The sequence below is a fragment of the Pseudomonas sp. SJZ080 genome (assembly GCF_007828295.1).
In the GTDB taxonomy this organism is placed as follows: domain Bacteria; phylum Pseudomonadota; class Gammaproteobacteria; order Pseudomonadales; family Pseudomonadaceae; genus Aquipseudomonas; species Aquipseudomonas migulae_A.
Window position 1 is genome coordinate 39796 of sequence record NZ_VIUK01000005.1, and the last position, 20220, is coordinate 60015.

Here is a 20220-nt window from a genome sequence, read left to right on the forward strand (position 1 = left end):
GGAAGCACTACGCATGAAGCGATTGGCCGGACTTTCCGCACTTGCCTTGATTATCTCCAGCACCAGTGGCTGTGGATGGGTCTGGGGCCCGGAAGGTTATTTCCGTGACCGTGGTAGCGATTACCTGGAAGCGCAACAGACTGCACCGATGCAATTGCCACCGGACGTCAGCACCTCCAAACACCTGGACCCGCTGCTGCCGATCCCGCGCAACGTGGCTGATGACACCGTCAAGGGCGAATACATCGTGCCGCGTCCGCAGCCGCTGTCCGCCGCTGCCGATGCCAGTGCCTACTCGCTGCAGAAGACCGGTGACTCGCGCTGGATCGTCGCTCAGAACCCGCCGGCCGAAGTCTGGCCAGTGGCTGTGCAGTTCTTCCAGGACAACGGTTTCCGTCTGGATGAACAGCGTCCGCAAACCGGCGAGTTCACCACCACCTGGCAGCATTCCGACGAACTGTCCGCAGCGATGGCCAAGCGCCTGAGCGCAGCCGGTGTCGGCGCTGACAGCGAAACCCGTGTGCGCGTGCGCATCGAGCCGGGCGTGCAACGCAACACCAGTGAAGTCTACGTGGTAAGCGCCGAACGTCCTGCCGGCAGCACCGCCGATGTGGCCTTCACCAACCGTTCGGTCAACACCGGCCTGGACGCGGCACTGGTCGACGACATGCTCGCGAGCATGAGCCGCATCTCGGAGAAGGGCGGTTCGGTCTCCATGCTGGCATCGCGTGATTTCGACACGCCAAGTCGCGTCAGCCTGAGCGAAGACGGCAGCGGCAACCCGGTTCTGAACGTCGGCAACGACCTGGACCGTGCCTGGTCGAGCGTCGGTCGTGCGCTGGAGCAGGGCGAATGGCGCGTTGAAGACATCAACCGCAGCCTGGGCCTGTACTACATCAACCTGTCTGAAAAAGCCGAGAAGAAAGACGAGAAGCCCGGTTTCCTCAGCGGCCTGTTCGGCAGTGCGCCGAGCAAGGAAGAAGTTGAAGCCCGCGCCGAGCGTTATCAGGTTCGCCTGAGTAAGGTGGGCGATACAGTTCAGGTCACCGTCGAGAAAAACATCAACACCGTGGCGCCGGCTGACGTGGCGCGCAAAGTGTTGAGCGTGATTCAGGACAACCTGGGCTGATCACATGCGTTTTGCCGTTCTCGGCAGCGGTAGCCAAGGGAACGGCACGCTGATAGCCAGCGCTGACACGTATGTGCTGGTGGATTGTGGTTTCTCCCTGCGGGAAACCGAAAAACGCTTACTGCGCCTGGGTGTGAACCCGGCGCAACTGAGCGCGATACTCGTGACCCACGAACATGCCGACCACGTGCATGGCGTGGGTTTGCTGTCTCGGCGCTACAATCTGCCTGTCTACCTCAGTCGCGGCACCCTGCGCGGGATGCGCAAGCCGATTGAACCGGCCGGCCTTCTGGCCGGCGGCGAGCAACTGCAGATCGGCGCACTGAGCATCGGCGTCATTGCCGTGGCCCACGATGCACAGGAACCGACGCAATATGTGTTCAGTGACGGTGAGCGGCGCTTCGGCCTGTTGACCGACCTGGGTTCATACTGCAACAAAGTGCTGGACGGCTATCGGGATCTCGATGCGTTGATGATCGAGGCCAACCATTGCCGTGACATGCTGGCTCGCGGTCACTACCCGTACTTTCTCAAGCAGCGGGTGGGCGGTGAACTGGGACATTTGAACAACCACCAGGCGGCATTCCTGGTGTCCGAGTTGGGCTGGCAAGGCCTGCAACACCTGGTCCTGGCCCATCTGAGCAGCAAGAACAACCTGCCGCAGCTGGCCCGGCAATGTTTTGTCGACACCCTCGGGTGCGACCCGGACTGGCTGCAACTGGCCGATCAAGACTCAGGGCTCGACTGGCGACACATCGCCTAGCCCACCTACTTAGCAAGCGGAGCCCATCATGGAAAAACGTGAAGAACTCTACCGCGGCAAAGCCAAATCGGTTTTCAAGACCGACGACGCTGACCGCTTGATCCTGCTGTTTCGCAACGACACCTCGGCGTTCGACGGCAAGCGCATCGAGCAGCTCGACCGCAAAGGCATGGTGAACAACAAGTTCAACGCCTTCATCATGCAGAAACTCGAAGCAGCCGGCGTGCCGACTCAATTCGACAAACTGCTGGGCGACAACGAATGCCTGGTGAAAAAACTCGACATGATCCCGGTCGAGTGCGTCGTGCGTAACTACGCCGCCGGCAGCCTGGTCAAGCGCCTGGGCGTCGAAGAAGGCATGAAGCTCAACCCTTACACCTTCGAGCTGTTCCTGAAGGACGACGCCAAGGGCGACCCGTTCATCAACGAATCCCACGTCGTGGCCTTCGGTTGGGGCACCGCCGAGCAACTGGTTCGCATGAAAGAACTGTCGCTCAAGGTCAACGAAGTCCTGAGCAAACTGTTCGACGACGCCGGCCTGCTGCTGGTCGACTTCAAACTTGAATTCGGCGTGTTCTCCGACGGCTCCATCGTTCTGGGCGACGAGTTCAGCCCGGACGGCTGCCGTCTGTGGGACAAGGCCACCGGCAAGAAAATGGACAAGGACCGCTTCCGTCAGGGCCTCGGTGACGTCATCGAAGCCTACGAAGAAGTCGCCAATCGTCTGGGCGTACCGCTTTAATCGACGCAAGCATCTGATAGCACAGAAATATTTCGCTCAGGGGGTTCGCTTCCGGCAAAAGTGTTGTTATGATGCGCGCCGTTGGAGAGATGCCAGAGTGGCCGAATGGGACGGATTCGAAATCCGTTGTACCTTCACCGGTACCTAGGGTTCGAATCCCTATCTCTCCGCCATTATTGAATACGACTAAGCCCCTGAAATGGTTGAACATTTCAGGGGTTTTTTCGTTTCTATGATTTTAATTAGGGCATTTTTAGGGCAGAAAATGCAGTCATTGGAACGCTTTAGGCCGTCCTGCGCTCGTTGCTGCAGCACCTTAAGGGAGTAAAAGGTATGTGGATTTGGAGGGATGCGCGGGAGCGCTGGTTATTGGCTGCAGTAGTTGCGGCGTTTGTACTTGTTTGCCTGGTAAACGCTAGGCTTCCATTGTGGGGAGTGTTTGAAGGCGGGGTAACTGCATCCTTTCTTCGCGCCGACGCGACGATTAGCGTCACCAGTGATCTCTTGGTGGGCCTCATTTCCGCGTACATTTTCTATGTGATCATTGAGTTGTTACCAAATCACCGCCGAAAAACTGAGACGTTTCGAGTACTGAATCTATTGGTTGCTTCCGTGGTTGATGCGTTCGATAGAACCAGGCTGTTCGGACATGAGACGCCAATAATTTCAGTCGATCTCAATGTACTCAAACTCGCCCGGCTGGAATCAAATATCGCAATCATACGTGCTCATCCTGAGTTTCTTCGCCTGAAATATGCAATGGAAACCGGTCATTCCCGGTATCAGGATTTTCAGCACGCCCTTAGCCTGGCTATAGGATTATCTCCGGAGCACGCGTTGGACTGGCTTGTGCTGACTGACAAAATTCGGTTGCTTGCTCAAGAGTACGGAGGGCAGCCAGTAAATCCAGTAACGGAAAATTTTATGGTTGAGCTTCCCAACCAACACATGGGCGTTGAGTTTTTAGGGGCAGTAAATAATTACAACCTTGCAATGGCAGATTTCGAAAGCACTCTACAGTTGAGGGTTTTGGAGGTATTTGAGTCGTCAGTGAAATGGATGAAACGTCAGAACGTTCCTGAGATCTAGATAGTCACGATAGGAATTAGGCCCTTTAATCGGGCCTGTAATTTCAATCTTTTCTAAATCCAAGCATCTTAGAAACGATTCCCGCCATGCTCTTGGTGTCCTTGGGTATCCATCTCCCGTAGTGCTTTCTCACCATCGTTGTATCGGCGTGCCCGAGTTGCCGGGCCACCCATTCGACCGGAACGTAACTCGACAGCATCTGGCTGGCAAAAGTGTGGCGACACTGATTCGCACCACGATGGCGGACCTCTGCCTTTTTCAGATGGGCGGTAAACCAGTTGCTCAAAGTCTTGCCGCTCCAGAGCAAACCGCTGGTCGAGCTGCGGAAAAGAAACCTGACTTTCATCTTCTTGGACGTGATGTTGTCGCGTTGGATAACGGTGATCTCTTCGACTACTGCTTCCTTGGCAGCGGCGACTATCTCCCGCATCAGTTCGAGGGCTGGGTCTATCAATTCGACGACTCGGACCCTGGAGCGTTCTTTGGGGACTTTGAATTCGCCGACGACCAATGCCCGGCGGACGTGTACTACGCCGGCTTCAAGATCTACGTCTTCAACGGCGAGCCCGATGAGTTCGGACAGGGACAGTCCGGCCCAGCAGTTGAACTCAATCATCCGGGTGTCAGCTCGCCGGTCTGGGTCCGCTTTACTGATCAATTCGATCTCGGTGCGACTGAAGGGGTCGGCATGTTCTAGGTCGACGTCTGATCCGACGTTACTGATCCGGTCGAGCGGGTTGGCTTTCAGGATGCCGTCGCCGAAGGCATCAGCCCAGACCCCGCGGACGACGGTGAAAATGTCGTTCACTGTCTTCGGGGCCAGGCCTTGCTTGAGCAGTTGCGCTTGAAACAACTCGATGTCGCTCTTGCTGATGTCGACGATCCGACGCTTGCCGAATTTCTTCTCGACGTGCACAGCCTTGCTGACGTAGTTGACGACAGTGCTCGAAGCTTTTAGCGCGCGCTGAACCTCCAGCCAGCGATCAATGCCTTCCTTCACGGTGCGCTTTAGCGAAGGGCCGCCAGTCCCCGTGAACATGGCAGCCCTGGGCGAGTTCGGAAAGTGGGCCGCGTAGTCGAAGCGGCCCTCTTTAATTTCTGCGAGGATGGTACGGCGCTTGTTATCGGCATAGGCGATCGCGGCCTTGTTGACTTTCGAGATCCCTTCCAAGGGTTCCCGACACCGTTGGCCGTTAAAGATGAACCAGATGCGTAGCTGCTTGCCGTTCATCTCAACGCCGGTCGGCATCTTGTCGATCATGGTTTCCCTTCCATCCAGCGTTCAATTGCGGCGCGGTTGTAGACGATCACGTTGGCTGGGTCATAGCGCCAGTGCTTGCCCTCAAGCCAGAGCCCGCGTGTGCGATATTTACGAACAGCCTCAGAGCTCAGACCGAACACTGGGTACAGTAGGTCCTGACGGAACCAAGCACCTGGCGTGATGTGGAAGTCGAGTTTTTCTGCTGCGCTCATGCGTTCACCTCAACGTTATCCCTTGGAAAGCTCATAAAATGCTGCAGCTGCCACTCGCGGAACTTGTCCGTTTCCAAGGGCTTTAATCCGGTCCACCCGATAGGCCACCCCATTAGCCACTCGACCCATTCCGGGTTCAGTTGGCCACCGTCGGAAGCCATCACCGCGTGGTCCAGTCGATCGTTCGATCGGTCTGCTCCGGACTTGCGTGTCAGTGCTGCTGGAGATGATCCCTTTGCCATGCTCGCTACGGGCGTGGGCCAGTTCCGGTACGCCGACACCAAGCTCGGCGATCGCCTTTGGCGCTCCGATGGACAATCTCCTCGCCGGCTGTCGCCAGCCATTGGCGTGCCAACAAGCCAAATGCGTTCGCGCTGATGGGGCGCTCCAACGTCGGATGCTGAAACAATGCACCACTGCGCGTCATACCCCATTTCGGCAAGGTCACCGAGGACCAGTGCAAGTCCTCTTCCCACAAGCAGAGGTGAGTTTTCCAGGTAGACCTCTTCAGGTCGTACTTCGCCGATGATTCGCGCCATTTCACGCCAGAGCCCAGACCTCGCACCGTCGATGCCGGCGCCATTCCCGGCAGCCGATATGTCCTGGCACGGGAATCCGCCAGAAACCACGTCAACAAGGCCGCGCCATGGTCTTCCGTCAAAACTGCACACGTCAGACCAAATCGGGAAAGCTGGGAGGGCTCCATCGTTTTGTCGTTGCGCCAGAACTTGTGCGGAGTAGGCATCACGCTCAACGGCGCAGACGGTGTGCCATCCGAGCAGGTGGCCACCGAGTATTCCGCCACCAGAGCCCGCGAAAAGAGCCAGCTCATTCAAGATTCATCCTTACAGATGGGTGTATTCCGCTAACCGGGCGAGCGCTGTGAGTGGTTACGAGGTGTTGAGTTTGCATGTGCTGTGTTCCTCGGTAGAGCCCGCCGCCGGGATTCTTGGTGAGAGGCCGGCGGCGAGGTGTTGTAATGGTGGTTAGCCTAGGTTGAAGTTGCCGATGGTCAGCTTCGCGCCGCCGCCGACTTCTTGTTGCACGACATCCTTGAACTCTTGGGCGAGGTCTTCGCGCAGTTGCTCTTCGCCGATCCAGCGCAGGCGCAGCAGGGGTTTGTCACCGCCGGTGAGCACGGCAACACGGAGGCGGATGATCTGGACCTTCAGCCCTTCGTATGGCTCGACGGTGAACAGGAGTTCAGCGGGCAGGCCTTCGGCGGATTTGGCCTCAATCTGGTCCATTGCCGAACGGGATGTGCTCATGTCGCCGACGACGTGTTCGCTCTTGCGTGCCTGCTCGATGCTGATGGAGCGGATTGCGCTCGCGGCTTTGCGTAAGTCGATCTGACTGTCATCGGCTGCAAGGGCTTGAAGGTTCGATGCCCAATCCTCAATCCAGTCGCTCAGGTCTTTCTGCGCGAATTGGACGGAGGCGGCACGCTCCAGGGCCCGGAAGGCAGCGGTCTTTCTCAGGTTGAGGGTGGCTGTGAAGTCGCCGTGCCCTGGCTCTTTGGTGTTACCCAGGTTGAAAATCACGGTGCACGACATGGCTTCTGCATCGACAAAGCCAGAGGCAACGACATCGGTGCTTTGCTCCATCACGTAATTGCCGAAGTCCACCAGTGAGTGTGTAGTCAGCGCGCCACGGAAGCGGCTGCGTGCAGCCTGAAATTTCTCGATGCTGTGGATCTTCTGGTCCGACGGCAGTACCAATGTCGGGGTGAAAGTGCCCAGCGGCTTGGCATAGGCCAGAACGGCAGTGTCTTGAATCAACTGAATTGCTTTGGCTTCCATTGGATCTATTTCCTTTTGGTGAGAGGCATGGAGCGGGTTGGTTTAGGACCTGGCGTGAACCGGTGCGTCGTTGCGATTGAACAGCTGGCCAGCGCGAGGGGCTTCGGCAAACAGCGTCAGGCGTCCGCCCTCGTTGACGTGCATCGGCGTGTCGAGCGTGGTGTCTTCGCTGCGGCTGCCACGTTTCGTTGGCACCTTGTAGGCGAGCTTGTGGTTGACGGTGACCTGGTGGCTGTCGGCGATCTGCTTCAGGGTGAAGGTCAGCGTGACGGAGCCGACCTTGCCGTTATCGACAACGCCCGATGCCACTTCGGAAAGTGCATGACCGATCTGATTTGCGAAAACACCGGCGTTCAGTTCGCCGATGAATTCGGCTGTGTCGGTAGGTTTCATGTGCTGTGCCTCGTTGAGTGCGAGTTGTTTGCCCTTGGGCGGCAGGGGCTACCGTTGAATCAAGCCGCTGCCTTCGTCGCTTGGGCGTCGAGGTATTCAGCGAGGTTGTGCAGGTACACCACCGGCTTTGCTCGTGCCGAGCAGTGCAGGCGCGTTACGACCAAGGCGATGCGGCCGGCCTTGATCTCGGCCAGCAGGTAGCGGTCGGTGCGGATGTGTGCGAAGTACTGTTCGCGTACTGCCGACAAGGTCGGGCAGGGCGTGGCGAACTGTTTCCGTAGTTGATCTAGGGTGTCGCTCACGCGGCATCCTCCCCGAACCCCTCCGATGGGGGCACCAGCTTGAGGCGGATCAATTCGGCGAGGCCTTCTTTGCTCTTGCCTATGCCGGCGGCGCAGATGTGGCCAGCAGCGTCAGCGACGACGGCACCGAAGGGGTATTCGGGCGAGTTGGTCGGGGTGACGTAGGCGGTCTGGCCTTCGTGGATCACGTTGTTGACGCAGCGGAACACTTCGGCCAATTCGGTGCTGAGCGCTGGCATGCTTTCCAGCAGCTGAACCGCTTCGGTCGAGGCGCCCAGGATCGTGGCTCGGCTGATCACGCCCGGGCACGTCAGGTAGATTGGGATCAGCTTCAGGGCGCCGAGCGCTTGGGTGTAGGCGTTGAGTTGATTGGTTTTCATGCGGCGGCGTCCTTTTTTGTGATGGTGATTCCCAGCTTTTTTGCCAACCAATCCACACCGTCTTCCTTCACCATCACCACGGAGTAGTGACGGCATTTGTTGAGCGACGGGATCAAGGTGCTGCGTGGGTCCGAGTACAGGTGCCCACGGTCTCTGTACTGGCTGGCAAGGTCACCACTGCTATTCAAAATGCCCACTTCCCGCAGCCTTGTGCGGAATGCGCGGGGCTTGAGGCCGAGCACTGCGGCCGTTTCGTCCAGGGTGCGGTTCATGGCGCTGGCCTCAGGCGGCAATCAGTTTGCGGACGCGGTCAAGCAAGGCTTTTGACTCGTCCAGCATCTGATCAAGTTGCGCAAGCGCGCGCCCGGGTTGCACGTACGGCGGCGTCGGTTGTGCCGACTCTATGCGGCCGTTCGCGATGTCCTGGATAAAGTCCCGCAGATGAAGGTGGTTGGCCCGATCTGAACGCTTAAGGGTCAACTCTCCAGTGTGGCTGCCGAAGTCAACGCTGATAACGGCGTTGTTGTCGGTGAGCTCAACTTCAAATTTTGCATGGATAGTTTGCTCTGGCCGTTGGAGGGGGCACACGGCGGCGCCGCCAACCTGCAGCATGTGATGCAGGAGCTCTTGTTTTTCGAGTGGAATGAGATAGTTGTTCATGCCGCGTCGCCTCCGAACGGCCGAGTGCTGGCCTCGGTGTCGGAGTTGCTGAATGGCTTGATGGCCTCGGTGCGGCCTTTGGGGTTGGTAATCACCAACAATCCGGTGCGTTGCTGAATTGATTCGACGGCTGCCCGGCTGCTGCATGCAGAGGGATGCAGGTAGACCGGGCAGCGGGTGTTGCTTTGCTGTGTGGTTTGCATGGCTCGTACTCTTTGGTGAGAGGTATACGATGCGAACGATACAAATACGTATTGATCTAGTCAATACGTATTTGAATTGATTTTGGCGGCGCGCATAAAAAAGCCCGCAAGGTGCGGGCTCTGTCTGCTCGGAAATGTATTAGAAAATTTCTAGTTTCGAAAAGACAACGCCGCAAATCATCGCGTCGGAGCCTAGCTCAATGATGGGCTCCGGCCAAGCTGGGTTCAACGGCTTCAGGAAGCGGCGGTTTCCTTCCATCACCAACTGTTTAAAAGTCGCCTCTTGGCTATCAACAAGTTTTGCAATGACAAGCGAACCGTTTTCCGCGTCCTTTGCGGGATCTACAAAGATGATGTCGCCGTCTCGGAAGGAGCGTCGTTCGTGTTGGTTGAACATAGAAAGCCCGCGGACTCTAAGGGCATAGCTCTGGCTGCTATGTGAGGCGGCGCAGGGCAGCCATATCTCTGCATCATCAAGTGTTCGCACGTCCTCGACTTCACACCAGGCGCCTGCCTGCACCCATGAAATCAATGGAACATAGCCCTTGATAGCCGGTCCTGGCTCGACGTTGGAATCAGACGTAGATGGTGTTGCCTGATCATTGGTCGGGTTTTTGTGTTCGCCTCCCTTCCAGAGCCAGTTGCTACTGACCTTCAAAGCTTTGGCGATCTTTTCAACGTTCTCATGACGCGGACTGGCCACGGCATTCGTCACGATTCTATGAATTGTTGGCTGCGGAACGCCGGAGCGGCGACCGAGTTCGCCTTCTGATAACTCCATTTCCTGCATGCGTTGAGCGATGCGGTCTCCGATCACTTTTCTCTGCCTTGATTCAAAAACGTATCGCCGATTGTATTGAATCAATCAATACGTTTGTGTATTGTGGCGTTCAATGCGAAAGCGCATCGGTGAACGATATGACTATCCAAGAAATGCTCGCGGAATTACTGCGGTCCGGTTTATCCCAACGGGTTATTGCAGATCGCGTAGGAACAACACAGCCGACTATTAATCGCGCCGCTAAAGGTGCGGATGTTCGGTACGTAACGGGTAAGGCCATTGAAAGCCTATACATCCAAGAAAAAGAAGCGGCTGACGTGAAGTCGGCAGCTTAAAGGGTGCCGAGCTGGGGCCTCTCACCAAAGAATCCCCCAGCTCAGCTACGACGACACACAGCACATGCACATCGGTCGTGGTTGTAGGATAGGGACTACCCTGTTTTATGGCTACACCGTAAACAGGGGATTTACGGTTATGAGTCGCACAGATCTTTTACCGGACGCTGGTCCGGTCCTACCACTACGCCAGGCGATCTATCGCGCTGGTCGGGACTATAAGGGCGGAATCACCGCCCTTGCCTTTGACATGGTGTTGGATAACGACACCCTCCAGAAAAAACTCAAACTCGACGAAGAGCGCCGTTGGCTGAACCCTGATGAGCTGGAAGAGCTAATCAGGTTGACTGGCGATGCTCGCTTGCTTGATGCGCTGATGCGCCCGGCGGGTGCAGTTTGGTATCGCCCGGTACCGGTACCGGCGACGCGTGACGCATTAAAAGCCGTTGGCAAGTTGCTCGGTGAGACCGGTGAGTTCGTGGCTGCGATGCACGATGGCGCTGCCGACAATGTCTGGGAGTTACACGAAGTCCTCGACCTTGAGAAGCAGGGCATGGATGTGATCCGCGAAGTCCTCGGCATCATGGCGGGTGCGCGCCAAGCGATGGAGGATCGCGACAATGGCTGACGATATCGATCGCGCCAATGATCAGGCGCAATACCTGCTCGACGTCGCCATCCATCGCAATCGTCGCGTGCCGTCGAGCCGCATCAGTGCACAGTTCTGCGAGGACAGCGACGAACCTATCCCGTTGCTTCGACAGCAGACGATTGAGGGTTGCGAGACCTGCGTCCATTGTCAGGGGTTGCGGGAGGCTCGGCGATGAGTGAACCGGCCAAAGGAATAGCCATCGCCACATGGGCAAAGCGTTACATCAATACATTCAACCTCGCCCTGGTATCCATTGAGCCAGGTGAGAAGGCCCCAAAAGGCATGGGGTGGAACAAACCGGGCGGCTATATCACCGATGCCGCCGCGGCTGAAGCATTCTGGCAACGAAACCCTAACCACAACCTCGGCGTCGTGCTCGGGCCGAGCCGTGTCTGTTCGTTGGACGTGGATGACGTTCAGTGGACACGGCATGTGCTGTATGAGTTGCTGGGTGTTGATCTGGATGCCATGGCGGTGGTTTACCCGACCATCGTCGGCAATCCCCTGCGCTTCCGGGTGTTGTTCAAATTGCCGGAAGGCGTTGAGCTGACCCGGCATTCTCTTTCATGGCCTAATGAAAATGACCCTGACGGTTCGATTTTCAAAGGCCTGATGGACAAGGCCAAGGCTGCGAAAGAGCAGGGTGATTTCGCCGGGGAAGCCGCTGCACGTGCGGAAGCTGATCCTTTCAAACGCTTCACGGTGTTTGAATTGCGTGCTGGCCTGGTTCAGGACGTATTCCCGCCATCGATTCATCCGGGTACCGGCAAGCCTTACACCTGGAAAACTCCGCCGAACGCTGAAGACGGTTTGCCTACGCTGACCAACGAGCTGCTTGCCATTTGGCAAAACTGGGACCTCTTTAAGCGTGATGCTGAAGGGGCGTGCCCGTGGGCGATCAAAGCTGCAGTGCCGACGCCGAAGGTTGCCAAGCGCACCATATCTCCGGCGGGAAAGTCCCCTTCGGTGATCGATGAGTTCAACCGCAGCCATGACATCGAAGAACTACTGCGTGCGCATGGCTACATCAAGCGTGGCAGCAAGTGGCTTTACCCCCAGAGCAGCACCGGCTTGCCGGGCGTGACGATCAGCGAGGGTAAGGTTTATTCGCACCATGGCGCCGATCCGCTCGCGAACGGGCATCAGAACGATGCCTTCGAAGTTTTCTGTTTACTCGAGCACGGCGGCGACCAGTCGAAGGCGGTGAAGGATGCTGCGCGGATGCTGGGTATGCAGCATTCAGCGCGACCCGATCCGCGTGATCTTCCCCCGACCCCATCTGGTGACCTGAGCGAGCAGAGCTGTGCGCCTGACGGCGACAGCGAGGCCGCTCCGGCTCCTGACGGGGGCGCGGGGGAGGTGCTGACGCTTGACCATATTCTTCGGCGGTTTGCGCTGGTGGAGGGCACCACGCATGTGTGGGACTTCGACCAGTCGCGGGTGATGAAGAAATCGGCATTTGAAGCGCGGGTCGGTAAGCCGCTGGCGAAGCAGTGGTTGGAAGACACCGTGCGTCGCAAGCTGATTTCGGATGACCACGTGCGTGACATCGAGCAGTCGCGGCGGATGGAGGGCAAAAAGGGCGGCGCCTTCGGGATGCCGCCGACCGAGCGTTATGTGTACATAGACGGCACCAAGGATGTTTGGGATCGCGAGAAGAAACGCCGCGTTGCCGAAGGTGCTGTGAAGATGGCCTTGGGCGACACGTACCCGTTGTGGTTGAACAGCAGTGAGCGGCGGGTGGTGGATGTGGACCATATCGTCTTTGACCCAACGATGACCAAAGACCCGAGCGTTTATATCAACACGTTCGACGGCTTGCCGCTGGAACCGGTCAGGGATGATGACGCTTGCGTGAACCTGCGTTGGTTGATTTCGTTCCTGTGCAACCACGATCAGAACGCAGCGGCTTGGTTGACCCGGTGGATGGCGTACCCGCTTCAGCACCTAGGCGCCAAGATGGATACGGCGGTTTTGATGCATTCCATTATGGAAGGCTCGGGCAAAAGCCTGCTGTTCGCTGATGCGCTGGGGATGCTTTACGGTCAGTACGCTGCCACGGTCGGTCAGACGCAGCTCGAAAGTAACTTCAATGCCTGGCAAAGCCGAAAGCTCTGGTCAGTGTTTGAGGAGGTTGTGAGCCGTGATCAGCGTTACAACCAGGTGGGGAAGATCAAGCACTTGATCACCGGCAAGACGGTGCGCATGGAATCCAAGTTCATCAATGGCTGGGAGGAAGCCAACCATATGAACGCGGTTTTCCTAAGCAACGAGATCCTGCCGTGGCCTATCAGCGAGAGCGATCGGCGAATGTTGGTGATGTGGCCCGAGCAGACCCTGCCCGAAGTCCGCCAGAAAGCTATCGGACACGAGCTGAAGAATGGCGGGGTCGCGGCGCTATATGGCTGGTTGCTGTCGGTCGACTTGGGTGACTTCGATGAGCGTACACGACCGCCAAGCACTGCGGCGCGTGAGCGTCTGGTGGCGTTGAGTCGAGCTGGTTGGCAAACGTTCCTGAACCTCTGGAAGTATGGCGAGCTGGGGCGCGACTTGTGGGGTGTGTGCCTATCAACCGACTTGTATTCATTGTTCCTTGAGTGGTGTCACCGCAACAAAGAGCACGTGATGAGTCAGACGAAGTTCTCGCTGTTCATTGGCTCTGAAGTCGACAAAACCCGCTCGATCCCATGGACTGAAGGCAGTAACAGGAAGTTCGGCGCGTTCTTCTTTCCGAACGATCCTGACGCTTCCCAGCCCCCATCACTGAAAGCGGCCGACCTGGGCAAGACGGTCAGCGCCTGGCGAGCGCAGGCGAAGCTGGCGGGTTGGAACGTGGACAACTGGGACCACGTGAAGGCGGCAGCAGCATGAGTGCGTCTAAAAGTGTGTTGGGTGTGTCGGGTGTGTGTTGGGTTGGTTTTTCGAACCCCACACAGTTTCAGGCCTTGAATTACGCGGGTTTCCGCCTGTTGTGTGGGGTGTGTTGGGTTTGTCGTCGCGCACGCGCATGCATGACGTTATTTGAACAGCAAACAGAGGCCGTAATTTTTTCTTATGCGAGGATCGATAAACCCAACCAACCCAACACACTCAACTCAAAGCTGATAAAGGTATTGATTTCAAAGAGATTTATTTGTGTTGGGTTTGTGTTGGGTAGTGTGTTTTTTGTGTCGGGTTCGGTTTTTCGGGGGGAAGGGCGGTGATCGAAGAAATTGAAGCGTTGATGCAGCACTGGGCACGCCAGCACTGCCAGGTCGGTGACGGCGCTGGATTGGGCAGTCCCATGGCGACAATCATGCAGTGGGGTGGAAGCGCGCCGCGCGGCACGCCTGGATCGCGTGACCTGTTGATGGCGGCGGGTGGCGGTATGGATCATGTCGCAACGGAAGTAGCGGCAGCCCTTGCGCAACTTGAGCGGCAGTCAGAGAAAGGGGCTCAGCTCGCGACGTTGGCTCGCAATCGGTACTTGCCGCAGCCTGCGTACTCGGTTCGCTCACAGTTGCAGCTACTTGGGCTTCGTGAGGACGCTGACCGGACTTACCGAAATTGGGTTCACCGTCTACACGAACAGGTGCAGTTAATTCTCACGGTTCGTAGTGCCACCACTCGAGGGATCGAGCGACGCAGTGGTGTGCCGGAAACGAACTTCACCCGCGTGTCGACTAGCAAGCGGGTCCGTACATGTTGACCATTGGTCAGAGTGTTTTGCCTCAAACCTGCGTCAAAGTTGCGTCAACTTTGCGTCGAGCCGAAGTACCGAAAATTACCCCTTTTCGGTTTTTCCGGAGAGGGGTAAAAAGTCCCCACGATATGGAATTTGCGCCTCGGCGCTGACCTCGCACGTGCTGTGCAGCTTCACCCGGCCCACCCTGAGCCGGTCACCTAACCCCGCTTCGGCGGGGTTTTCTTTTGGGGGCACGGCACCACCACTTAGGACAGAACATGACAAATGAACAGCAGGCGCTGGCGGAAATGCCGATCTGGTTGGTGATCCTCTTGGCCTTGGTCGGCGGCGTTTCGGGTGAGATGTGGCGGGCAGATAAAGACGGGGCTCGCGGTTGGGCATTGTTGCGGCGTTTGGCTCTGCGGTCTGGTGCCTGCATCGTCTGCGGTGTGTCGGCAATGATGCTGATGATCGGCGCCGGTATGTCGGTTTGGACGGCAGGCGCGATCGGATGCCTCACCGCCATGGCCGGCGCCGATGTGGCGATTGGGTTGTATGAGCGTTGGGTCGCGAAGCGGCTCGGAGTGTGCGAGGTTCCTGTTGATGTCCAGTCCGAGCAGTGATCGTCGAGGCAGTAGCACCGAGCGTGGTTATGGGTACAAGTGGCAGCGGTCTCGTGATGGGCATCTTCGTCAGCATCCCTACTGCACCATGTGTTCGACCGATCAGCGACCGGTTGCTGCCACTGTGGTTGACCACAAGATTGCGCCGAAGCTCAAGGACGCTAAGGAAAGTGGTGATCCGGTCCGCATCAAGGCCGCATGGAAGTTGTTCTGGAACCCGAAGAACTGGGCGAGCCTGTGCAAGTTCTGCCACGACTCGACCAAGCAGCGGATGGAGAAGAGCGGTCGGCTTCCTGGCTGTTACTCAGATGGCCGGCCGGTCGATCCGGGGCACCACTGGAACCGGTGATCCTCCATCCCCGACGCACCAAAAAAGCATCACCCCGAGGGTAGGGGGGGTGAAAAACTTCCGCGGGAATTTGTTCTAGACCGCTCGCCCCCCTCTCTTCGCAAAGTCGGTAAAAATGAGGGAGGGGGGGTATCAAGGTAAGGGGGTATTTTATGGCCGGAAATGGAAACTCAGGGCGCCCCGGAATGCCGGTGGCGCTCAAAATTTTGCAGGGAAATAAGGGGCGGGAAAATATCGATGACCTGCTCGCCCAGGTAGCGCAGCCGGCTGTCCCGGTGGGCGCGCCGCCAAGGCCCGATGTCTTGTCTCCTGAAGCAATCGCCGAGTGGGACGAACTGATCCCCGCGCTGATTTCTCTGGGCATCGTTTCACAGCTCGACGCGATGGCGCTGGCCACCTACTGCCAGGCCGTTGCTGATTGGCGCCGCTACCAGCGTCTGATCACCAAGCGCAACGCTGAGTCCAATGACGAATTGGGCGGCGATATCCAGACCTTCAAGACCGGCGCGCAACAGATGCACGTCCTTCGGCAGCTCGCGAACGACGCGGAGAAGCGTGCCAATGCTGCCGGCGCCCAGTTCGGCATGTCGCCAATGTCCCGGCGCAACCTGAAAACTGCCCCGGCCCCGCAAGGTGATCTATTCCCAAATGCCCAACGAGACGCCGCAGAGAAGTACTTCAGCTGACGACCGCGTCACTTGCTTCGCCCACGCCGTCCTGGCTGGCGAAATCGTCGCCGGCCCCAACGTCCGTAACGCTTGTAAACGCCACCTTCGAGATCTTGAGCACGGACCGTCTCGCGGTTTGGTCTGGGATCTTGAGCGCGTCAACCGCGCTCTTGGCTTTTTCGAAGAGGTCCTTTGCCTCAACGGTGGCGACTACGAGGGCATGCCTTTCATGCTCGCGCCCTGGCAGGCGTTTGTCGTCGGCAGTTTGTTCGGCTGGATGACCATTGACGGTTATCGCCGCTTCAGACTCGGCTACATCGAGACAGGGAAAGGGTCGGGCAAAAGCCCGTTGGTTGCTGGCATCGGCCTTTATGGGTTGGTGGCCGACGGTGAGCAGCGTGCTGAAATCTACGCGGCTGCCACCAAACGCGACCAGGCGATGATCCTGTTTCGGGATGCCGTGTCGATGGTCGACATGTCGACGAAACTTCGCTCGCGACTTGTGCAGTCTGGTCGCGATGAAAAAGTCTGGAACCTGTTCTACCCGAACACCAACTCCTTTTTTCGGCCCATCAGTGCCGACGAAGGCAAATCCGGCCCGCGGCCGCACATTGGTTTGCTCGACGAGCTGCACGAGCACAAGACCGCTTCCACCGTGAACATGATGCGCGCCGGTACCAAGAACCGTCGCAAAGCTATGGTGGTGATGATCACCAACAGTGGCTCCGACAAGAAGACGGTCTGCGGTCAGTATCACGACCTGGGTGTGCGGATCTGCGCGGCCATCGAAGATGACGACAGTTTCTTCGCTTTCATCTGTTCGTTGGATGAGGGCGACGACCCGTTCAAGGACGAGGCCTGCTGGCCCAAGGTCAACCCCTCGCTGGACTACATCGCCGAAGGGCAAAGCGACGGCATCCCCGGTCGCAAGTACTTGCGTGAGCAGGTCCAGTCGGCCCGAGGGTTACCGGCTCAAGAGTCGGTGGTGCGCCGCCTCAACTTCTGCGAATGGACCCAAGCCGATGCCCCATGGATTTCTTGGGGCGTTTGGAAGCAAGCCGAAGAGCGCGTGCCAATGCGGCTACTGCGCAACCGCCGATGCGTCGGCGGGCTCGATCTAGCCAGCACCACGGACTTGACCGCATTCGTCCTGATCTTCTGGCCCGCCCCGCACGATCCGCACTGGCGTCTGCTGCCGTACTTCTGGATCCCGGACGACGACCTTCAAGGGCGCGAGGATCGCGACAAGGTGCCCTACGCGATGTGGGTTAAAGATGGGCACCTTGAAACGACCCCAGGCCGGGCCATCAGCAAGCTGCATGTGTTGCGGCGCTTAGTCACCATCTGTGCGTACTTCGATGTCGAGCGCATTGCCTATGACCGTTGGCGCATCGAAGACCTGCTGCAACTGATGTCCGAGTACGACATCTCGTTGCCGGAAATGGTCGGCTTCGGTCAGGGCTACAAGGACATGGGGCCGGCAGTCGATGAGTTTGAGCGCCGCTTGCTGGGCTTGGCCCCCGAACAGGAGGTGATCGACCTCGATCCCGCTGATTGGGAGGTCGTCGAAAGCGAGACAGTTGAAACCCTGCGTCACGACGGCAACCCGGTAATGACCTGGTGCGCCGGCAACGCGGTGATTGTTTCCGATCCAGCCAACAACCGTAAGGCCGACAAGGCCAAGGCGACGGGCCGGATCGACGGCATCGTCGCATCCATCATGGCCGTCGGCATCAGCAGCAAGGCAGCTGGGCAGAGCGGTAAATCCATCTACGACGAAGGGGCGGGTATATGAAATTGGTCATCCTTTCATGGCTGGCCGGTCTGCTGGGCTTCGGTCTGCTGGTGTGCGGCGTGGCAATGATCAGCATGCCGGCTGCCTGCATTGTCGCAGGCCTGGGCTTGATGGCCTGGTCATTCCTTGCCGATCGCGCATCCGCCGCACTGAAAGCCAAATCCAAACCCCAAGGAGGTTGAGCATGTTCTTTTCAAGCGCGCTCGGCGAGGGGCGCGGAAATCTGACAGAAACGGGCGGCGGCTTTTGGCGCGGTCTGCTGGGTGGTGGCCGCAACAGCACGGGCATGAGGGTCACGCCCGAGTCGGCGTTGGGCCTGCCGATCCTGCAAAACTGCGTCACGCTCCTGGCTGAAACCATGGGGCAACTGCCCTGCGAGATGTATCGCCGGCTGGACAACGGTCAGCGCGAAGCGGCCATCAATCATCCGGCGTATGACGTCCTTCGGTACCAGCCAAACGGATTTCAAACGCCGTATGAATACCGGGAGTGCACGCAAGGTGCTGCCGGTTTGCGGGGTAACGCTTACAGCTTCATTGACCGACGGGATGACGGCAACGTCGCGGCGCTCTGGCCGTTGTGCAACGACAAAGTGCAGGTGCTGAAGGGCGGCGACATGCTGCCGTATTACAGGATCAGCGGCGGGGAAGCGCTGCCGATGCGCATGATCCACCACGTGCGATGGTTCAGCACCAACCACTACGTGGGTCTATCGCCGATTGAAGTACATGCTGAATCGATAGGCTTGGCTCAAGCTGTGCGGCAGTACACCGGGAAAAGCTTCGCCAATGGGGCAACCGTCTCGGGGGTAATTCAGCGGCCGCACGAGGCGCCGGCAATCAAGGATCAGAACAGCATCGACAAGATCGTCGATCAGTGGGGGCAGAAGTTCGGCGGTATGGACAACGCAAAAAAAGTCGCCCTGCTGCAAGAAGGGATGACCTTCAAGCCCGTGTCGATGAGCAACGTGGATGCCGAGGTATTGGGCATTCTCAAAACCAGCGGTACCGACATCGCCCGGATCTACAAGATCCCGCTGCCCATGGTCAACGACCTGGAAAAGTCCAACTACAACACTCTTGAACAGCTGATGATTCAGTTCGTCGTGTTCGCCCTGTTGCCGTGGGTCAAGCGTCACGAGCAGTCGATGATGCGCGACTTTCTATTGCCTGCTGACCGGCGCGAGTACTTCATCGAATTCAACCTTTCCGGCCTTTTGCGCGGTGATCAGAAGAGTCGTTATGAGTCCTACGCCATCGGTCGCCAGTGGGGCTGGCTCAGCGTCAACGACATTCGCCGGCTGGAGAACATGCCTCCGGTTCCGGGCGGTGAGATCTATCTCCAACCGCTAAACATGGTGGACGCAGGCAAGGGCGTCCCTGACTTGACCAACCCTAACGTGCGAGCGCAGCTCGAACTGCAGCACGCTGAAATAGAGAGGATTCTCGCGCAATGAAAAACTACCTGCGAGCCTCCAGCCTGCTGTTCAATCAGCCGCTGTTGGTGATGCCTGACATGTTGGACCTCGGCGTCCGTTGGGCCAACCAGGCAATGAGCCTGAACATCGTCAACATCGGGGCCGTAGCAGGCGCCGGTCTCTGGTCTGACGATGGCCTGGACCGCATCGCCCAGCGCGAAGAAGAACGCCGCACAGCAATTGCGCGAACCGGTATTGAAGTGATTCCGGTCAGCGGCGTATTGGTCAGTCGCGGCAGCCACGTCAGTATGTGCGAGACGATGACCAGCTACGAAACGCTTCGGGCTCAGATTCGCAACGCTGTTGCGGATCCGATGGTCGAGCGCATCGTGTTGGACATCGACAGCCCTGGCGGTTCTGCCGTCGGCGCGTTCGAGCTGGCGGCCGACATTCGTGCCATGGCCCAGCAAAAGCCCATCACCGGCATCGTCAACTTCATGGCCTACAGCGGCGGCTACCTGATCGGTGCCGCCTGTAGCGAACTGGTGGTGAGCCAGACCAGTGGTGTCGGCTCTATCGGCGTCATCGCCAGTCACATGGACCGATCCAAGATGGAGGAGGGCATGGGCGTCAAGGTGACCACTGTGTTTGCTGGTGCCCATAAAAACGACCTCAGCCCTCACGAACCGTTGAGCGACCAGTCGCTCAAGTACCTCAACGACGTTGTGCAGGAGAGCTATCAGCTCTTCGTTAATGCGATCGCCGACTACCGCGGGCTCTCGGTGCAGCAGGTTATCGCCACCGAGGCTGGCTTGTATCGAGGGCAAGCCGGAATCACCGCGGGTCTCGCCGATCGCATGCAGAGCCCGCAACAGGCCGTCGATGATTTATCCAACTCGGTGGCAGTGAGCCGAGCCAACCGGCAGCAGGGCCGCCTTTCGGTCCGTGCAGCAGCAATGGATTTTCAAACCAAGATCTGACCGCGTTCGCGGCAGTCGTTCGA

General features: G+C 58.1%; 27 protein-coding genes and 1 tRNA gene. 17 read left to right on the top strand and 11 right to left on the bottom strand.

What is annotated here, in order from left to right; all coding sequences use genetic code 11:
- The first annotated feature begins 13 nt into the window (after window positions 1-13).
- The 5 genes from bamC (at window position 14) to FBY04_RS09015 (ending at window position 3723) form a co-directional block, all read left to right on the top strand.
- A complete protein-coding gene (bamC, locus tag FBY04_RS08995; RefSeq protein WP_084322669.1) occupies window positions 14-1129 on the top strand; it encodes an outer membrane protein assembly factor BamC in 1116 nt (371 codons plus the stop codon).
- Between the two features lie 4 nt (window positions 1130-1133).
- Window positions 1134-1892, top strand: coding sequence for an MBL fold metallo-hydrolase (locus tag FBY04_RS09000; RefSeq protein ID WP_008034928.1), 759 nt, complete (start codon window positions 1134-1136; stop codon window positions 1890-1892).
- A 28-nt stretch (window positions 1893-1920) separates the two neighbouring features.
- Complete coding sequence (purC, locus tag FBY04_RS09005) at window positions 1921-2634, top strand: phosphoribosylaminoimidazolesuccinocarboxamide synthase (RefSeq protein WP_008034929.1); 714 nt, start codon at window positions 1921-1923, stop codon at window positions 2632-2634.
- Between the two features lie 83 nt (window positions 2635-2717).
- Window positions 2718-2807 (top strand) — tRNA-Ser (locus tag FBY04_RS09010).
- A gap of 160 nt (window positions 2808-2967) precedes the next feature.
- The gene (locus tag FBY04_RS09015) at window positions 2968-3723 is read left to right on the top strand and encodes a hypothetical protein (protein ID WP_145315011.1); all 756 of its coding nucleotides are present in this window, start codon (window positions 2968-2970) and stop codon (window positions 3721-3723) included.
- Between the two features lie 43 nt (window positions 3724-3766).
- Here FBY04_RS09015 and FBY04_RS09020 read toward each other — a convergent pair whose 3' ends face one another.
- The 11 genes from FBY04_RS09020 to FBY04_RS09070 form a co-directional block, all read right to left on the bottom strand.
- Window positions 3767-4984, bottom strand: a complete 1218-nt coding sequence (locus FBY04_RS09020; RefSeq protein WP_145315012.1) for an Arm DNA-binding domain-containing protein — start codon at window positions 4982-4984, stop codon at window positions 3767-3769.
- Complete coding sequence (gene xisR / locus FBY04_RS09025; RefSeq protein ID WP_145315013.1) at window positions 4981-5196, bottom strand: excisionase family protein; 216 nt, start codon at window positions 5194-5196, stop codon at window positions 4981-4983. The genes FBY04_RS09020 and xisR overlap by 4 nt, the downstream gene beginning before the upstream one ends.
- Window positions 5193-6032 (bottom strand): DNA cytosine methyltransferase, encoded by an 840-nt coding sequence (locus tag FBY04_RS09030; protein ID WP_256666817.1) that lies wholly within the window; start codon window positions 6030-6032, stop codon window positions 5193-5195. Before FBY04_RS09030 ends, xisR begins: the two co-directional genes overlap by 4 nt.
- 150 nt (window positions 6033-6182) lie before the next feature.
- Entirely contained in the window at window positions 6183-6995 is an 813-nt protein-coding gene (locus tag FBY04_RS09035) for a DUF2303 family protein (RefSeq protein WP_145315014.1), read from the bottom strand.
- Window positions 6996-7037: 42 nt separating this feature from the next.
- Window positions 7038-7388, bottom strand: a complete 351-nt coding sequence (locus FBY04_RS09040) for a hypothetical protein (RefSeq protein WP_145315015.1) — start codon at window positions 7386-7388, stop codon at window positions 7038-7040.
- Window positions 7389-7447: 59 nt separating this feature from the next.
- A complete protein-coding gene (locus tag FBY04_RS09045; RefSeq protein ID WP_145315016.1) occupies window positions 7448-7690 on the bottom strand; it encodes a pyocin activator PrtN family protein in 243 nt (80 codons plus the stop codon).
- Complete coding sequence (locus FBY04_RS09050; RefSeq protein WP_145315017.1) at window positions 7687-8070, bottom strand: hypothetical protein; 384 nt, start codon at window positions 8068-8070, stop codon at window positions 7687-7689. Before FBY04_RS09050 ends, FBY04_RS09045 begins: the two co-directional genes overlap by 4 nt.
- The gene (locus tag FBY04_RS09055; protein WP_145315018.1) at window positions 8067-8342 is read right to left on the bottom strand and encodes a hypothetical protein; all 276 of its coding nucleotides are present in this window, start codon (window positions 8340-8342) and stop codon (window positions 8067-8069) included. The genes FBY04_RS09050 and FBY04_RS09055 overlap by 4 nt, the downstream gene beginning before the upstream one ends.
- Window positions 8343-8352: 10 nt before the next feature.
- Entirely contained in the window at window positions 8353-8730 is a 378-nt protein-coding gene (locus FBY04_RS09060) for a hypothetical protein (protein ID WP_145315019.1), read from the bottom strand.
- On the bottom strand, window positions 8727-8933 hold the full coding sequence (locus FBY04_RS09065) for a hypothetical protein (protein ID WP_145315020.1): 207 nt from the start codon (window positions 8931-8933) through the stop codon (window positions 8727-8729). The genes FBY04_RS09060 and FBY04_RS09065 overlap by 4 nt, the downstream gene beginning before the upstream one ends.
- Window positions 8934-9072: 139 nt before the next feature.
- Window positions 9073-9750: a LexA family transcriptional regulator gene (locus FBY04_RS09070; protein ID WP_145315021.1), complete on the bottom strand. Its 678-nt coding sequence runs from the start codon at window positions 9748-9750 to the stop codon at window positions 9073-9075.
- Between the two features lie 101 nt (window positions 9751-9851).
- On the opposite strand from FBY04_RS09070, the gene FBY04_RS09075 reads away from it, so the two are divergent.
- From FBY04_RS09075 to FBY04_RS09130, 12 genes are all read left to right on the top strand, one after another.
- Complete coding sequence (locus tag FBY04_RS09075; RefSeq protein WP_145315022.1) at window positions 9852-10049, top strand: hypothetical protein; 198 nt, start codon at window positions 9852-9854, stop codon at window positions 10047-10049.
- A 139-nt stretch (window positions 10050-10188) separates the two neighbouring features.
- The gene (locus tag FBY04_RS09080; protein ID WP_145315023.1) at window positions 10189-10677 is read left to right on the top strand and encodes a phage regulatory CII family protein; all 489 of its coding nucleotides are present in this window, start codon (window positions 10189-10191) and stop codon (window positions 10675-10677) included.
- Entirely contained in the window at window positions 10670-10876 is a 207-nt protein-coding gene (locus FBY04_RS09085; RefSeq protein ID WP_145315024.1) for a TraR/DksA C4-type zinc finger protein, read from the top strand. The genes FBY04_RS09080 and FBY04_RS09085 overlap by 8 nt, the downstream gene beginning before the upstream one ends.
- The gene (locus FBY04_RS09090) at window positions 10873-13572 is read left to right on the top strand and encodes a DUF5906 domain-containing protein (protein ID WP_145315025.1); all 2700 of its coding nucleotides are present in this window, start codon (window positions 10873-10875) and stop codon (window positions 13570-13572) included. The genes FBY04_RS09085 and FBY04_RS09090 overlap by 4 nt, the downstream gene beginning before the upstream one ends.
- 328 nt (window positions 13573-13900) lie before the next feature.
- Window positions 13901-14389 (top strand): hypothetical protein, encoded by a 489-nt coding sequence (locus FBY04_RS32640; protein ID WP_145315026.1) that lies wholly within the window; start codon window positions 13901-13903, stop codon window positions 14387-14389.
- Between the two features lie 254 nt (window positions 14390-14643).
- Window positions 14644-14988 (top strand): phage holin family protein, encoded by a 345-nt coding sequence (locus FBY04_RS09100; protein ID WP_145315027.1) that lies wholly within the window; start codon window positions 14644-14646, stop codon window positions 14986-14988.
- On the top strand, window positions 14969-15337 hold the full coding sequence (locus FBY04_RS09105; RefSeq protein ID WP_145315028.1) for an HNH endonuclease: 369 nt from the start codon (window positions 14969-14971) through the stop codon (window positions 15335-15337). The genes FBY04_RS09100 and FBY04_RS09105 overlap by 20 nt, the downstream gene beginning before the upstream one ends.
- A 185-nt stretch (window positions 15338-15522) precedes the next feature.
- Window positions 15523-16023, top strand: coding sequence for a phage terminase small subunit P27 family (locus tag FBY04_RS09110; protein WP_178118269.1), 501 nt, complete (start codon window positions 15523-15525; stop codon window positions 16021-16023).
- Window positions 15986-17800, top strand: a complete 1815-nt coding sequence (locus FBY04_RS09115) for a terminase large subunit (RefSeq protein WP_145315030.1) — start codon at window positions 15986-15988, stop codon at window positions 17798-17800. Before FBY04_RS09110 ends, FBY04_RS09115 begins: the two co-directional genes overlap by 38 nt.
- On the top strand, window positions 17797-17982 hold the full coding sequence (locus tag FBY04_RS09120) for a hypothetical protein (protein WP_145315031.1): 186 nt from the start codon (window positions 17797-17799) through the stop codon (window positions 17980-17982). Before FBY04_RS09115 ends, FBY04_RS09120 begins: the two co-directional genes overlap by 4 nt.
- Before the next feature lie 2 nt (window positions 17983-17984).
- A complete protein-coding gene (locus FBY04_RS09125) occupies window positions 17985-19256 on the top strand; it encodes a phage portal protein (protein ID WP_145315032.1) in 1272 nt (423 codons plus the stop codon).
- A complete protein-coding gene (locus tag FBY04_RS09130) occupies window positions 19253-20197 on the top strand; it encodes a S49 family peptidase (protein ID WP_145315033.1) in 945 nt (314 codons plus the stop codon). Before FBY04_RS09125 ends, FBY04_RS09130 begins: the two co-directional genes overlap by 4 nt.
- Window positions 20198-20220: the final 23 nt, after the last annotated feature.

Coding starts and splice junctions, on each gene's coding strand:
- FBY04_RS09130 (WP_145315033.1), top strand. CDS start 19,253: ATGAAAAACTACCTGCGAGCCTCCAGCCTGCTGTTCAATCAGCCGCTG.
- FBY04_RS09060 (WP_145315019.1), bottom strand. CDS start 8,730: ATGAACAACTATCTCATTCCACTCGAAAAACAAGAGCTCCTGCATCAC.
- FBY04_RS09125 (WP_145315032.1), top strand. CDS start 17,985: ATGTTCTTTTCAAGCGCGCTCGGCGAGGGGCGCGGAAATCTGACAGAA.
- FBY04_RS09120 (WP_145315031.1), top strand. CDS start 17,797: ATGAAATTGGTCATCCTTTCATGGCTGGCCGGTCTGCTGGGCTTCGGT.
- FBY04_RS09050 (WP_145315017.1), bottom strand. CDS start 8,070: ATGAAAACCAATCAACTCAACGCCTACACCCAAGCGCTCGGCGCCCTG.
- FBY04_RS09065 (WP_145315020.1), bottom strand. CDS start 8,933: ATGCAAACCACACAGCAAAGCAACACCCGCTGCCCGGTCTACCTGCAT.
- FBY04_RS09020 (WP_145315012.1), bottom strand. CDS start 4,984: ATGATCGACAAGATGCCGACCGGCGTTGAGATGAACGGCAAGCAGCTA.
- FBY04_RS09000 (WP_008034928.1), top strand. CDS start 1,134: ATGCGTTTTGCCGTTCTCGGCAGCGGTAGCCAAGGGAACGGCACGCTG.
- FBY04_RS09015 (WP_145315011.1), top strand. CDS start 2,968: ATGTGGATTTGGAGGGATGCGCGGGAGCGCTGGTTATTGGCTGCAGTA.
- FBY04_RS09110 (WP_178118269.1), top strand. CDS start 15,523: ATGCCGGTGGCGCTCAAAATTTTGCAGGGAAATAAGGGGCGGGAAAAT.
- FBY04_RS09080 (WP_145315023.1), top strand. CDS start 10,189: ATGAGTCGCACAGATCTTTTACCGGACGCTGGTCCGGTCCTACCACTA.
- FBY04_RS09100 (WP_145315027.1), top strand. CDS start 14,644: ATGACAAATGAACAGCAGGCGCTGGCGGAAATGCCGATCTGGTTGGTG.
- FBY04_RS09075 (WP_145315022.1), top strand. CDS start 9,852: ATGACTATCCAAGAAATGCTCGCGGAATTACTGCGGTCCGGTTTATCC.
- FBY04_RS09090 (WP_145315025.1), top strand. CDS start 10,873: ATGAGTGAACCGGCCAAAGGAATAGCCATCGCCACATGGGCAAAGCGT.
- bamC (WP_084322669.1), top strand. CDS start 14: ATGAAGCGATTGGCCGGACTTTCCGCACTTGCCTTGATTATCTCCAGC.
- FBY04_RS09085 (WP_145315024.1), top strand. CDS start 10,670: ATGGCTGACGATATCGATCGCGCCAATGATCAGGCGCAATACCTGCTC.
- FBY04_RS09105 (WP_145315028.1), top strand. CDS start 14,969: ATGTCCAGTCCGAGCAGTGATCGTCGAGGCAGTAGCACCGAGCGTGGT.
- FBY04_RS09115 (WP_145315030.1), top strand. CDS start 15,986: ATGCCCAACGAGACGCCGCAGAGAAGTACTTCAGCTGACGACCGCGTC.
- xisR (WP_145315013.1), bottom strand. CDS start 5,196: ATGAGCGCAGCAGAAAAACTCGACTTCCACATCACGCCAGGTGCTTGG.
- FBY04_RS09040 (WP_145315015.1), bottom strand. CDS start 7,388: ATGAAACCTACCGACACAGCCGAATTCATCGGCGAACTGAACGCCGGT.
- FBY04_RS09055 (WP_145315018.1), bottom strand. CDS start 8,342: ATGAACCGCACCCTGGACGAAACGGCCGCAGTGCTCGGCCTCAAGCCC.
- purC (WP_008034929.1), top strand. CDS start 1,921: ATGGAAAAACGTGAAGAACTCTACCGCGGCAAAGCCAAATCGGTTTTC.
- FBY04_RS09035 (WP_145315014.1), bottom strand. CDS start 6,995: ATGGAAGCCAAAGCAATTCAGTTGATTCAAGACACTGCCGTTCTGGCC.